The sequence below is a fragment of the Vallitaleaceae bacterium 9-2 genome (genome assembly GCA_038396585.1).
GTDB lineage: Bacteria > Bacillota > Clostridia > Lachnospirales > Vallitaleaceae > UBA1351.
In genome coordinates, this window is sequence record CP121691.1 from 645,994 (window position 1) to 660,161 (window position 14,168).

10 protein-coding genes are annotated in these 14,168 nt (G+C 38.1%); all 10 read left to right on the forward strand.

Annotated elements, in window-relative coordinates; genetic code table 11:
• Positions 1 to 161 precede the first annotated feature (161 nt).
• The gene (gene ileS, locus QBE53_03000; GenBank protein WZL82089.1) at positions 162 to 3,284 is read left to right on the forward strand and encodes an isoleucine--tRNA ligase; all 3,123 of its coding nucleotides are present in this window, start codon (positions 162 to 164) and stop codon (positions 3,282 to 3,284) included.
• Positions 3,285 to 3,305: 21 nt separating this feature from the next.
• Positions 3,306 to 5,777, forward strand: coding sequence for a glycogen/starch/alpha-glucan phosphorylase (locus QBE53_03005; protein WZL82090.1), 2,472 nt, complete (start codon positions 3,306 to 3,308; stop codon positions 5,775 to 5,777).
• A 17-nt stretch (positions 5,778 to 5,794) separates the two neighbouring features.
• Positions 5,795 to 6,787, forward strand: a complete 993-nt coding sequence (locus tag QBE53_03010; GenBank protein ID WZL82091.1) for a rod shape-determining protein — start codon at positions 5,795 to 5,797, stop codon at positions 6,785 to 6,787.
• Between the two features lie 65 nt (positions 6,788 to 6,852).
• On the forward strand, positions 6,853 to 7,617 hold the full coding sequence (locus QBE53_03015; GenBank protein WZL82092.1) for a flagellar hook-basal body protein: 765 nt from the start codon (positions 6,853 to 6,855) through the stop codon (positions 7,615 to 7,617).
• Between the two features lie 15 nt (positions 7,618 to 7,632).
• The gene (locus QBE53_03020; GenBank protein WZL82093.1) at positions 7,633 to 8,442 is read left to right on the forward strand and encodes a flagellar hook-basal body protein; all 810 of its coding nucleotides are present in this window, start codon (positions 7,633 to 7,635) and stop codon (positions 8,440 to 8,442) included.
• Positions 8,443 to 8,454: 12 nt separating this feature from the next.
• A complete protein-coding gene (locus QBE53_03025; GenBank protein WZL82094.1) occupies positions 8,455 to 8,814 on the forward strand; it encodes a rod-binding protein in 360 nt (119 codons plus the stop codon).
• A gap of 54 nt (positions 8,815 to 8,868) precedes the next feature.
• Positions 8,869 to 9,939, forward strand: coding sequence for a phosphodiester glycosidase family protein (locus QBE53_03030; protein ID WZL82095.1), 1,071 nt, complete (start codon positions 8,869 to 8,871; stop codon positions 9,937 to 9,939).
• Between the two features lie 44 nt (positions 9,940 to 9,983).
• Positions 9,984 to 11,168: a methionine adenosyltransferase gene (gene metK, locus QBE53_03035; GenBank protein ID WZL82096.1), complete on the forward strand. Its 1,185-nt coding sequence runs from the start codon at positions 9,984 to 9,986 to the stop codon at positions 11,166 to 11,168.
• Between the two features lie 15 nt (positions 11,169 to 11,183).
• On the forward strand, positions 11,184 to 13,421 hold the full coding sequence (locus tag QBE53_03040) for an ATP-dependent RecD-like DNA helicase (protein WZL82097.1): 2,238 nt from the start codon (positions 11,184 to 11,186) through the stop codon (positions 13,419 to 13,421).
• Positions 13,422 to 14,159, forward strand: a complete 738-nt coding sequence (locus tag QBE53_03045) for a ComF family protein (protein ID WZL82098.1) — start codon at positions 13,422 to 13,424, stop codon at positions 14,157 to 14,159. It begins immediately after the preceding gene.
• Positions 14,160 to 14,168 lie beyond the last annotated feature (9 nt).

Sequence of the window (14,168 nt, forward strand, 5' to 3'; positions counted from 1 at the left end):
TAATATTATCCTAATCGAAGAAAACAATCAAGAATAACTAGATATTATTTAGATATAAGGTTATAATACATTAAGGAAGTTTTTCGTAAGTCTTTACAAAAAGCGTAAAGATACGTATAATAAGGAATTGATTATCAAAATGGACCTTAGGAGGAATTAAAGTGTACGAAAAAGTATCGACAAAACTGAATTTCGTTGAACGCGAAAAGAAAATTCTGGATTTTTGGAATGAAAATAAGATTTTTGAAAAGAGCATTGAACTAAGAAGTGACGGTCCGACATATACATTTTATGATGGCCCACCAACAGCAAATGGTAAGCCGCATATTGGTCACGTACTTACTCGTGTCATCAAAGACTTAATTCCTCGTTACCAGACGATGAAAGGGAATAAGGTGTTACGTAAAGCGGGATGGGATACCCACGGACTACCGGTAGAACTTGAAGTGGAACGTTCAGAAGGTATTGATGGAAAAGATCAGATCCTTGACTATGGTTTAGAACCTTTTATCAATAAATGTAAGGAAAGCGTTTGGAAATATAAAGGTATGTGGGAAGACTTTAGTGGAACTGTTGGTTTTTGGGCAGACATGGAAGATCCTTATGTAACCTATCACAATGAATATATTGAATCCGTATGGTGGGCATTAAAAACGATTTGGGACAAGGGTCTTTTATACAAAGGTCATAAAATCGTTCCTTATTGCCCTCGTTGTGGTACATCCCTTTCGACTCATGAAGTCGCTCAAGGGTACAAAGATGTTAAAGAACAATCTGTTATCGGAAAGTTTAAGCTTGTCGACCAAGAAAATCAGTATTTCTTAGCATGGACGACAACACCTTGGACGTTACCAAGTAACGTGGCATTAGCGGTCAATCCTGTGGAACGTTATGTAAAGGTACAGGTTGATCAGGAACAGTTTATACTGGCAGAAGCATTATTGGATCAAGTACTTGGAGCCGATGCAGACTATAGCATCCTTGAAACATATACAGGAAAAGATTTAGAACATATCCATTATGAACCTTTGTTTGATTTTGAGACGCCAAATGAAAAAGCGTATTTTGTGACATGTGCAGATTATGTAACGCTATCAGATGGTACAGGAATCGTACATATTGCACCGGCATTTGGTGAAGATGATGCGAATGTAGGTCGTGCATATGGATTGCCGTTTGTTCAACTCGTTAATGACAAAGGGGAATTTACAGATCAAGTTGAGCCTTGGAAGGGTATGTTTGTAAAGAGTGCAGACCCATTGATTATTGATTACTTAGATAAGCACAATAAATTATTTAAAGCGTTGGAGTACGAACATAGCTATCCACACTGTTGGCGCTGTGATACTCCGCTTATTTACTATGCAAAAGATACTTGGTTTATTGAGATGACAAAAGTCAAAGATCAATTAATCGCTAACAATAAAAAAATTAATTGGTTACCCAAAAACATTGGTGAAAAGCGCTTTGGCGATTGGATTGAAAATGTTCTGGATTGGGGGCTAAGTCGTGACCGTTTCTGGGGAACACCTTTAAATATCTGGGAATGCTCATGTGGACATCGCCATGCCATTGGAAGTATTGAAGAGCTAAAATCAATGAGTGATGATTGCCCTGAAGATATTGAACTACATCGCCCCTTTATTGACAATGTGCATATAAAATGTGATCAATGTGGCGGTTCGATGACGCGAGTTGAACCTGTAATTGACTGCTGGTTTGATTCAGGTGCAATGCCTTTTGCGCAATGGCACTATCCTTTTGAAAATAAAGAGAAGTTTGAAGATAATTTCCCGGCAGACTTTATTAGTGAAGCGGTTGACCAAACACGAGGTTGGTTCTATTCATTGCTAGCAATATCAACGCTTCTATTTGATGAACCGGCATATAAAAATGTTATTGTCCTAGGTCATGTTCAAGATGAAAATGGTCAAAAGATGTCCAAGTCAAAAGGAAATGCAGTCGATCCATTTGATGCCTTAGATAAATATGGTGCAGATGCCATTCGATGGTATTTTTATAACAATTCAGCGCCTTGGTTACCGAATCGTTTTTCCGATGAAGCGGTCATTGAAGGGCAGCGTAAATTTATGGGAACATTATGGAATACATATGCGTTTTATGTACTTTATGCGGATATTGACCAATTTGACCCGACAAAATATACATTGGACAAAGAAAATCTGAATTTAATGGACCAATGGTGTTTATCCAAATTAAATTCATTAATTCAAACGGTGGATTCTAACCTATCAGAATATCGAATTACAGAATCAACGCGAGCGATTGCAGAATTCGTTGATGAACTAAGTAACTGGTATGTTCGACGAAGTCGTGAACGTTTCTGGCAAAAAGATATGAATCAAGATAAAATTAATGCGTATATGACGCTATACACGACATTGGTAACATTGGCAAAGGTAACGGCGCCATTTATTCCTTTTATGGCAGAAGATATTTATCAAAACCTTGTGGTTAATTTTGATGCGCAAGCACCAGAAAGCATTCATTTTTGTGACTTCCCAGTTGCAGAGATAGCTATGATTAAACCTAAAGTTGAAGAACAAATGGAACTGTTGTTAAAAATTGTTGTCTCAGGACGTTCTTGCCGTAATGGTGCAAATATTAAGAACCGTCAACCCCTTCCAACCATGTTTGTTAAGGCAGAAGGTGACTTGGATGAACAATTTGCAGCGATTATTCGCGATGAGCTTAATGTTAAAGAAGTCCAATTGGTTGATGATGTGAGTGCATTTACAACCTATGAGTTTAAACCACAACTTCGTACGGTAGGTCCAAAGTATGGAAAACAGTTAAACCAAATTCGTGAAGCTTTAGCTAACATTGATGGCAACCATGCAATGGAAGAATTAAAAAATCAAGGGCACTTATCTTTTGATTTTGATGGAGTTGAAGTGAGCTTAACAGAAGAAGACTTGCTTATTGAATCAGCTAAAAAAGAAGGTTATGCATCCGATGTGGATGGCAATGTAACCGTTGTATTAGACACCAACTTGACAGAAAGCTTGATTGAAGAAGGCTTCGTTAGAGAAATCATCAGCAAAATTCAAACAATGCGAAAAGAAGCAGGTTTTGAAGTCGTTGACCATATTGAATTTGGTCTGGCGGGTAATGAAAAAATTCAAGAACTTGTTCAGAAGAATCAAGCAATTATTCAAGAAGAGACATTAACAGATACCATTCATAATAGCTTAATAGAAGGATATACAAAAAATTGGAACATTAATGGGGAAACCGTTGACTTTGTAGTAGCTAAACGCTAAAACCAAGAATGGAGGAATTGTATGAATCGCTTGAATGTCACAAAAGAAGCTTTTAAAGAAGCGATATTTGAAAACATTAAAAATCAATTTCGAAAGACCATTGATCAAGTGACAGAGGAACAGCTATTTCAAGCTGTAGCCTTTGCAGTCAAAGATATTATTGTGGACGAATGGATTGAAACTCAAAAAACCTTTCAAGAAGAAGATGCCAAAACTGTCTACTACCTTTCTATGGAATTTTTGATGGGAAGAGCCTTAGGTAACAACCTAATTAACTTACAGGTGAATCAAGTAGTTGAAGAAGTCCTTCGTGAACTGGGATTTGATCTTAATACAATTGAGAATCAAGAGCCGGATGCAGGGTTGGGCAATGGCGGTTTAGGTCGACTTGCAGCCTGCTTCTTAGATTCACTTGCAACGCTAGAATATCCTGCCTATGGATGTGGAATTCGCTATCGTTATGGAATTTTTGAGCAAAAAATTATTGATGGCTATCAAGTAGAAAAACCGGATGAATGGCTCAAAAATGGCAATCCATTTGAAATTCGCCAACCTGAATACGGTGTCGAAATTAAGTTTGGCGGAAACGTACGCGTTGTGAAAAACGATGACGGACGTGAGCAATATGTTCATGAGAATTATCAATCTGTACGTGCAATTCCTTATGATGTTCCTATTGTAGGTTATAACAATAGTACAATTAATACACTAAGGTTATGGGATGCAGAAGCGATTCAAAGCTTTAACCTTGAGATGTTTGATCGAGGAGATTACCATAAAGCGGTTGAACAACAAAACCTTGCAAAGACGATTGTAGAAGTGCTTTATCCTAATGATAATCACTACAAGGGCAAGGAACTTCGCTTAAAACAACAATACTTCTTTATTTCGGCAACAATTCAGCAAGTGGTCAAACAGTTTATGGAAAACCATGATGATATACGTAAACTGCCGGAAAAAGTTGTCTTCCATATTAACGACACGCACCCATCATTGACAATTCCTGAGCTGATGCGTGTGCTGATGGATGATTACCATTTGGAATGGGCAGAAGCGTGGTCGATTACTAATCGTACATGCGCATATACGAATCATACTATCATGTCAGAGGCTCTTGAAAAATGGCCGATTGAACTGTTTAGCCGATTGCTTCCAAGAATTTATCAAATTGTTGAAGAGATCAATCGACGCTTTTGTGCTGAAATTACAGACCGATTTGGCTTTGACAATGACCGTATTCGTCGTATGGCTATTGTTTCAGATGGACAGATTAAGATGGCATGGCTATGTATTGTTGGTAGCTATTCTGTTAATGGTGTAGCAAGACTGCATACAGAAATTCTTAAAAATGAAGAATTAAAGGATTTCTATGAAATGTATCCCAAAAAATTCAACAATAAAACCAACGGTATTACACAGCGACGCTTTTTACTCCATGCCAATCCAAAGTTATCCTCATGGGTCACGAAAAAGATTGGAAAAGAGTGGGCGGTGAAACTGGATGAAATCAAGAAAATGGAAGCGTTTATTGATGATGAAAAAGAACGCCGTGATTTTATGCAGATAAAATACCAAAACAAAGTACGTTTGGCAGAATACATAAAAAAACATAATGGTATTGATGTAGATCCAAGATCTATTTTTGATATACAGGTTAAGCGTTTGCATGAGTACAAACGTCAGCTTATGCTTATCTTATATGTAATGCATTTGTATAATGAGCTTCGTGAAAATCCGGATTTGGATATGTTGCCAAGAACGTTTATTTTTGGAGCAAAAGCAGCACCGGGATATACACGTGCAAAAAAAATCATTAAATTGATTAACAATGTAGCTAATGTTATCAATAATGATGTAACCATTAACAATAAGATTAAAGTTGTATTTATTGAAAACTATAGTGTTTCGAATGCAGAGTTGATTTTTGCGGCAGCAGATGTGTCAGAACAGATTTCAACAGCGTCCAAAGAAGCTTCTGGAACAGGAAATATGAAATTTATGCTTAATGGTGCATTAACTATAGGAACACTTGATGGTGCAAATATTGAAATCGCTGAAGAAGTCGGCGAGGATAATTGTTTTATCTTTGGAATGACAGCAGATGAAGTTATTGCATTACAGCATAGTCGTACATATGATCCTTGGGACATATACAACAACAATCAAGCGATACGACGAGTTGTTACTCAATTGATTAACGGTTTCTATTCACCACAAGATCCAGACCTATTTAGAGAAATCTATGATTCTCTATTAAATGGCGGCGGGGAACCCGCTGATCAGTATTTTATTTTGAAAGATTTTGATGCGTATGTTGATGCGCAGAGAAAAGTAGATATTGCCTATCGCAATCAGAGTGAATGGGCACGAAAAGCGATGCTAAACATGGCAAATGCAGGAAAGTTTTCTTCGGATCGAACCATTGAAGAATATGCCAATGAAATATGGAAGTTGGATAAAATCAAAGTGTTACTCCCTGAAGAAAAGGCATAAATTGAAAGGGGTAAATTATGTTAGGATTTTCATCAGACATCGGAATAGACTTAGGAACAGCAAATGTACTAGTATATATTAAAGGCAAGGGGGTTGTTCTACGAGAACCATCCGTTGTAGCCTTTGATCGTAATACAAACAAGATTCTTGCAGTAGGAAGTGAAGCAAGACGCATGCTAGGAAGAACACCTGGAAATATTGTGGCGATTCGTCCTTTGCGTCAAGGTGTAATTTCAGATTATACCGTTACAGAAAAGATGTTGAAGTACTTTATCGGAAAAGCGGTAGGTCGACGTTTGCGTAAGCCAAGAATCACAGTATGTGTGCCAAGCGGTGTAACCGAAGTTGAAAAAAGAGCCGTCGAAGATGCGACGTATGAGGCGGGAGCACGTAAAGTTGAAATTATAGAAGAACCTATTGCCGCAGCAATCGGTGCAGGAATTGATATCTCTAAAGCCTGTGGTAGTATGGTCGTTGACATCGGTGGCGGAACATCAGATATTGCGGTCATCTCATTAGGCGGAACAGTTGTTAGCACCTCAATTAAGATAGCTGGCGATAATTTTGATGAAGCACTAGTGCGCTATATGCGTAAGAAGCATAATCTTCTTATTGGAGAGCGTACGGCAGAAGAGATTAAGGTCAAGATTGGAACAGCGTATAAACGGCCGGAAGTATTGCAAATGGATGTACGAGGGCGTAACTTGATTACTGGTTTGCCAAAAACAATTACAGTAACATCGGAAGAAACGGAAGAAGCGTTAAGAGAGACAACGTCGGCAATTGTTGATGCTGTCCATAGTGTGCTTGAAAAAACACCACCAGAACTAGCATCGGATATTGCTGATCGAGGTATTGTACTAACAGGTGGAGGCGGTATGCTTCAAGGATTGGATCAACTTATTGAAACAAAAACAGGAATTAATGTGATTCAAGCTGATGATCCGTTAACATGTGTGGCTATAGGTACGGGACAATATGTTGAATATCTTGCACATAATAATTATTAAGGGTTAAGAAAGTCAAAGGTTATTACGATATATAATAAAGAATAACCTACATGAAGGAGTTAATTATGTTAAGAGGATTGTATACCGCTTATACAGGAATGGAAGCTCAACAACAGAAGATGGATATTGTCTCAAATAATCTTGCCAATGCCAATACTACAGGATTTAAAAAAGATGACGTGACAATGGAAGCATTTAAAGAAGTTTTGGCAATAAAAATTAATGATCCAGCGAATAAATCCAATGCACGTATTGGATCAATGAGCTTAGGTGTATCTGTAGACAATATATATACAAACTTTGAACAAGGTGCATTAAAGCGTAATGATGATCCGCTTTCAGTCGCATTAGAAGGACAAGGAATGTTTGTTGTAGGACAAAAAAATGCTGACGGCACTATGGAGCAAAAGTATACACGAGATGGATCGTTCACCTTAAATGCTAACAAAGAACTTGTTACCAAAGAGGGGAATTATGTTGTAGGGCAAAATGGTATTATAACAGTAGATGCAGGAGATTTTTCCGTTAAGGAAAATGGAGCAGTCTATGCTAATGGGACCTTGGTAGATACAATAAAAATCGTGGGATTTGAAGATTACAGAACGCTTAAAAAAATTGGCGATAACCTTTATGACACAACAGATCAAAGTATAGAGGCTGAGTTTAAAGGTATGGTTCGTCAAGGCTATGAAGAAGCTTCAAATGTAAATTCAGTCAAAGAAATGATTGATATGATTAGCGTTATGCGAAGCTATGAGGCAAACCAAAAAGTATTAACCACATATGATGACACCTTGGATAAAGTTGTCAATAATGTCGGTCGAGTATAAGAGGAGGAATAGTATATGATGCGTTCGTTATGGACGGCGGCGTCCGGAATGAAAACACAGCAGTTAACCGTAGATACGATTGCAAATAATTTAGCAAATGCAAATACAATTGGCTTCAAGAAAGAACGTTTAGAGTTCAAATCCTTATTATATGAGACGATGCGAGAAGCGGGAAGTCCTAATGAGCAAGGATCACCGGTCAATTTGCAAGTTGGTCATGGCGTTCGAGCAGCAGGATCAGTCAAGACCTTTACTCAAGGTAATATTGAAGTGACAGAAGCACCCCTAGACTTTGCGATGGCAGGTAATGGTTTTTTTGCAGTAGAGACATTTGATGGAAGTGTAAAATATGCAAAAGCCGGAGCCTTTAAGGTGAGTCAGGAAGATGGAGAATTAACATTGACGGATGTCAATGGATATCGAATCTTAAATGCAGATGGAGATCCCATTACCTTTGAAGAAGGCGTGGCTATGGAAAACGTTGTTGTAGACGAGATGGGTAATTTTTCAACAGTGGTTGACGGTGAGCCGGTAGACCTAGGCATTCAATTTGAAATTGTTCAATTCCCCAATGTAGCAGGTTTAAAGACATTAGGCAATGGTCTATTTGATACAACGGCGGCGTCGGGTGAAGCTATATCTGAGCATGACAATGAAGACCTAAAAAAATCATCTATTATTCAAGGAGCGCTTGAAGCGTCCAATGTCCAAGCGGTTGAAGAAATGGTAGGCATGATTATTGCACAACGTGCCTATGAACTAAGTTCAAAAGCTATTCAGACATCCGATGATATGCTTGGCATGGCTAATAATTTGAAACGATAGTAGGTGGTAGATATGGAAATTAATGGGATCGGACAAGAGTTGTCAAATATTTATGGAAGCGCTCAAAAAGGAACCTCAGTTGAGCAAGAGTTTCAAAAGCTATTGGATCGCACTGTGCAACAACAGACAGATCAGGAAAAAAATGATCAGGAATTAAAGCAAGCATGTGAGTCTTTTGAAGCTTATTACGTACAACAATTGTTTAAAGAAATGCGAAAGACAGTTCCAGATGGTGGAATGTTTGAAAAAAACAATGCCAGTGAGATTTATACACAAATGCTGGATGAAGAATATTCAAAGATTATCTCAGAAGGTCAAGGCATGGGAATTGCAACTGCATTATATAAGCAACTGTCATCCTTGGATAAATAAGTTGATCAAAACCATCAATCATTGATGGTTTTTTCATTTCAAGAGGTTGGGACTATGATAGATTTTTCAACATCATTTCGAACAATGTTTATACTTATTGAGCTCATCATGAGCTTGGGATTGACACACGAGCAGGTCATGATTGATGGTTATGAACAACAAGTTTATACGATTGAAGCGAGTTTGAATCAAGGAGCGCAACTTATTCAGGAATTAGCCCATAATAGTTTGCTGGGGTATGACCATATTTCGGCAATGGCAGTGCAACAGGAATATAGCTATCCTCTTGGTGTTAATGGTATGTTTTATAACGGCTATGGTCGTCCCCAAGGTATCGTGATTAAGAATTATGAGTTGATTTCTCTTCGGTCTGTGCAAACGCCAACCGTTCTTGTTTATTCTGACGGAGATATTGCTTTAAGAGATATAGAACTTCGCGCCTATCTTGTACACAACGAAGTTCGACAGCCTATATACGAGATTAATGATGACTATTATAATCGAGGTGTAGGTGTCTATACACAGTGGTTTGGCAAATATCTCTATCCTCAGGAAAATATACGAATCTATCGTATAGATAATAATGAAGTATCCGAAATTGTCACACATCAAGAACGTATTGTATTAGAAGGTAATACACTGAACCAAGAACGCTACTATGTATCAAGAAAGATTTTTTCTAAAGAACCGGTATATAATGTCGGCGACTCTATCCATGTGGATATTGAGAGTAATGTGGATATAGAAAATGTTAAAGATGCATTTCAGACAGGTGGTTGGCTAGTTTATGATGGGGACAATGTAGCAAAGGATTATGAAGCATTTATTGGTTATACGACATCGTTACAACCCAGAACGGCTATTGGAATTACTGCACAAAAAAAAATCATCATAAAAGTCATTGATGGTCGACAACCAGAAATAAGTCGAGGAGTTACAGGCAAGCAACTTGCAACCCTTATGCAAGAAGCCGGTTGTATGTATGCGGCTTATCTAGATGGAGGCTCCTCTTCAGTTATTACCCATCAAGCTCAGGTGATTAATCAGCCAAGTACGGGAGAAGAAAAGCCTGTAGCCCATGGAATATACTTTCATAGGACACTACCAAAAGAGTTGCAAAAATAAGAATATGCAGTATAATAAAATTAGATTAAATTAGGAGGACTATTATGTCAAAAAGATTATTTACTTCAGAGTCAGTGACTGAAGGACATCCAGATAAAGTATGTGACCAAATTTCAGATGCAGTACTTGATGCTATATTAGCGCAAGATCCTAAAGCAAGAGTGGCATGTGAAACAGCCGTGACAACAGGTATGGTCATGGTTATGGGCGAGATATCTACAGAATGCTATGTTGATATTCCTAAAGTTGTTCGTGCAACAGTAGACGAGATTGGATATCACGATGCAAAAGCTGGATTTGATGCGGAGACATGTGCGGTCATGGTAACGATTGATGAACAATCGCCAGATATTGCGATGGGTGTAGATGTAGCCCTTGAAGTTCGCGACGGACAAGAACATAGCGAAGAAGAAGCAGGTGCCGGAGACCAGGGAATGATGATCGGCTATGCTTGTGATGAAACAGCAGAGTTGATGCCACTACCTATTTCACTTGCGCACAAATTATCAAAACGCTTGTCCACAGTACGTAAAGATGGAACACTCAAATACTTAAGACCGGATGGAAAGTCACAGGTTACAGTTGAATATGAGGATAATGTGGCTAAACGTGTTGATGCGGTTGTGATTTCAACCCAACATGACGAACATGTATCTCAAGAGACGATTCGAGAAGATTTGAAAAAGTATGTTATTGATGAAGTGATTCCTCAAGAATTATTAGATGATAAGACAAAATACTACATTAATCCTACGGGACGTTTTGTTATTGGTGGACCACAAGGGGATGCAGGACTAACAGGTCGTAAAATTATTGTAGATACTTATGGTGGATATGCCAGCCATGGTGGTGGAGCTTTTTCAGGAAAAGATCCGACAAAAGTGGACCGTTCAGCAGCGTATGCAGCGCGTTATGTTGCAAAAAATATTGTTGCTGCAGGTCTTGCGAAGCGATGCGAGATTGAGTTAGCTTATGCGATTGGTGTTGCGCATCCGGTATCTGTTTTTATCGATACGGATGGAACCGGAATTGTGAGTGATGAACGCATTACAGAAATTGTCAATGAAGTCTTTGACCTTCGTCCATCCGCAATTATCCATGATTTAGATTTGCGCCGACCTATTTATCGTCAGACAGCTGCATATGGCCACTTCGGTCGTACAGATATTGATCTTCCATGGGAGCGAACAGATAAAGTGGAAGAGCTTAAGGCAAAAGTCAATGGATAAATGATTTGAGGGTTTATGGAGAAGATAACAGGTATTGTTGAAGAAATAATATATCGAAATGAACAAAACGGATATACAATTATTGTTGTTTCCGCACAAGAGGGTGAAATAACTTGTGTGGGAACAATGTTTAAACTATCCATCGGTGAAGAAATCAGCGTTGAAGGGGAATATACCACCCATCCAATTTATGGAAAGCAGTTTAACGTAGAGACATTTTCCACATCAGTACCAAAAGATAAACATGCATTTGAAAAATATTTAGGGTCCGGTGCCATAAAAGGAATCGGACCTGTTTTGGCTGGGAAAATTGTTGAGAGCTTTGGTGATGACACCTTTCGAATTATTGAACAGGAGCCAGAGCGACTTGAGGAAGTTAAAGGCATTAGTATGCAAAAAGCACAACAGATTGCCGAAGTGTTTTATGAACAACGTAGCATGCGTCAAGCGATTTTATTCCTACAAGAATATCAGATTTCCCTAACCTATGGATTAAAAATATATGAATACTATAAAGAAAAAACATATCAAATTGTTAGAGAAAATCCCTATCGCCTAGCGGAAGATATCTACGGAATCGGATTTAAACTTGCAGATGAAATTGCAAAACGAATTGGGATTGAAGAAAATCATCCTCATCGAATTATGTCGGCCATTACATATGTTCTTAATCAAGGAACGTTAGATGGGCATGTATATCTCGAAAAGAACATGCTTGTTGAACGAACCCAAGAACTTCTTGGGATATCCATAGAACAAATTGACCGAGAGATTATGGAACTTCAATTAAGGCAGCAAATTAAAGTGCAGGAAGATGAAAAGATGACCCGGATTTATTTGAGTCAATATTATCTAATGGAAGAAGCGTGTGCACATAAGATTTGTCAATGTCTAGCCCATGAGATTCAACAGATAGACAAAGTGGAAAAGCGAATTTCTTCTATAGAGATGCGTAATAATATTTCGCTGGATGGGGTACAAAAAGAAGCCGTCCTTGACAGTGCTAAGTATCCTTTTTTTGTACTCACAGGAGGGCCGGGGACAGGAAAGACAACAACGATTAACACTTTAATTCAAATGTTTGAAGAAGAGGATTTAGTTATTTTTTTAGCGGCACCAACAGGACGAGCCGCTAAGCGAATGACCGAGACAACAGGCCATGAGGCAAAAACGATTCATCGTTTGTTAGAGATTAATTTTTCTTCCGATGATCAGCGCCAATCTTTTGAACGAGGCGAAGAGTATCCTCTTGAATGTGATGTGTTAATTGTTGATGAGATTTCGATGTTAGATATTAATTTGTTCTATCATCTACTAAAAGCTATCCCGCTAGGATGCCGTGTTATCCTCGTAGGTGACAAAGACCAGCTTCCGTCAGTTGGACCGGGAAACGTATTAAGGGATCTTATTCATGTTAAACATTTTGTGCCGACAGTAACCCTCCAAAAGATCTATCGACAAGCGGAAAAAAGTGCAATCGTACTTAATGCTCATAAAATTCATCAAGGAAATATGGTAGAGTATAAAAACAAGAATGACTTTTTCTTTATTCAAAGAAAGCAAAGTCAGCAGATTCTTAAGGAAATTATCTCGTTGGTCAAATCAAGACTGCCTAAATTTACAGGCATCGATTATCAAGAAGGTATTCAAGTACTCACTCCGATGCGAAAAGGACTGCTTGGGGTAGATCAATTAAATATTGAACTCCAAAAAGCGTTAAATCCTTCATCCCCAAAACGTGCTGAAAAAACATTTCGACAGGTGACATTTCGCGAAGGTGATAAAGTTATGCAAATTCGCAATAACTATAATATTCATTGGACGATAAAAAGCCAATTTGATATTGTTATTGATGAAGGGGTTGGAATTTTTAACGGAGATTTGGGAACGGTCAAACAGATCAATCACTATTCCGAGACATTGGTTGTAACGTTCGACGATTTAAAGGAAGTGATATATGAATTTAGCCAACTCGATGAGTTAGAACTTGCCTATAGCATAACGATTCATAAATCACAAGGAAGCGAATATCCTGTGGTTATTATTCCTCTTTTTAAAGGACCAAATATGTTGTTAAGTCGTAACCTACTCTATACTGCGGTGACAAGAGCACGCGAATTAGTTGTTCTTGTAGGAGACATTGATATTTTAAAGCATATGATTGACAACAATCGCGAGATTAATAGAAACTCAACCTTGTTTCTTCGGATTATGGAAGCTGCTCCTTTGTTTGAGGTTAAGGAGTTGAGATAGATGCGTAGCATCATGAATTTTTTGTTCCCTAATAAATGTATGTTTTGCATGAAAGAGTTGCAAGAAAATGGGACGGACGTTTGCGATATATGTTATAATAAAATTAGTCTCATCGAACAAGCGCATTGTCGTCAATGTGGAAAAGTACGTGAACAAGAAGATGATTTGTGCATGGATTGCTTGACACGCCTGCATCAGTTTGAGGCAGGACGAGGTGTGTTTGTATATGATGAACATGTGAAAAAAGCTTTACTGGGTTTAAAATTCTACCATCATACATGGATCGCACGTAAGATGGGGCGAATTATGGCACAGTTTTATTTAGAGCATGTTGGTTGGCAAGTGGATTATGTGATACCGGTTCCTATTCATTATACAAAGTTTGTTGCACGTGGTTATAATCAGGCTGAATTATTAGCAATTTATTTTGTCAAAGCCTATAATGACCAGATGAAAAAATATCAAGGGACACCGGTACAATTGCTTAAACATGGATTAAAACGTAAAAAATGGACGACGCCTCAAAAAGATTTATCGCCAGAGACGCGATATAAGAATCTTGAGAATGCGTTTGAGGTTCATAAGAAGGTCAACAATACAATTACGCATAGTAATATATTAATTATTGATGACATATATACAACGGGAGCAACGGTGGATGCTTGCACAATACAGCTAAAAAAAGCGCATGTTGGCAAAGTGTTTTTTTTAACAGCGGCCATCGGAAATGGACTATAATTTTTAGGA

Bases quoted from the DNA above. Each gene is read 5' to 3' on its own strand.
- QBE53_03005 (WZL82090.1), top strand. From the start codon at position 3,306: ATGAATCGCTTGAATGTCACAAAAGAAGCTTTTAAAGAAGCGATATTT.
- QBE53_03010 (WZL82091.1), top strand. From the start codon at position 5,795: ATGTTAGGATTTTCATCAGACATCGGAATAGACTTAGGAACAGCAAAT.
- QBE53_03015 (WZL82092.1), top strand. From the start codon at position 6,853: ATGTTAAGAGGATTGTATACCGCTTATACAGGAATGGAAGCTCAACAA.
- QBE53_03020 (WZL82093.1), top strand. From the start codon at position 7,633: ATGATGCGTTCGTTATGGACGGCGGCGTCCGGAATGAAAACACAGCAG.
- QBE53_03025 (WZL82094.1), top strand. From the start codon at position 8,455: ATGGAAATTAATGGGATCGGACAAGAGTTGTCAAATATTTATGGAAGC.
- QBE53_03030 (WZL82095.1), top strand. From the start codon at position 8,869: ATGATAGATTTTTCAACATCATTTCGAACAATGTTTATACTTATTGAG.
- metK (WZL82096.1), top strand. From the start codon at position 9,984: ATGTCAAAAAGATTATTTACTTCAGAGTCAGTGACTGAAGGACATCCA.
- QBE53_03040 (WZL82097.1), top strand. From the start codon at position 11,184: ATGGAGAAGATAACAGGTATTGTTGAAGAAATAATATATCGAAATGAA.
- QBE53_03045 (WZL82098.1), top strand. From the start codon at position 13,422: ATGCGTAGCATCATGAATTTTTTGTTCCCTAATAAATGTATGTTTTGC.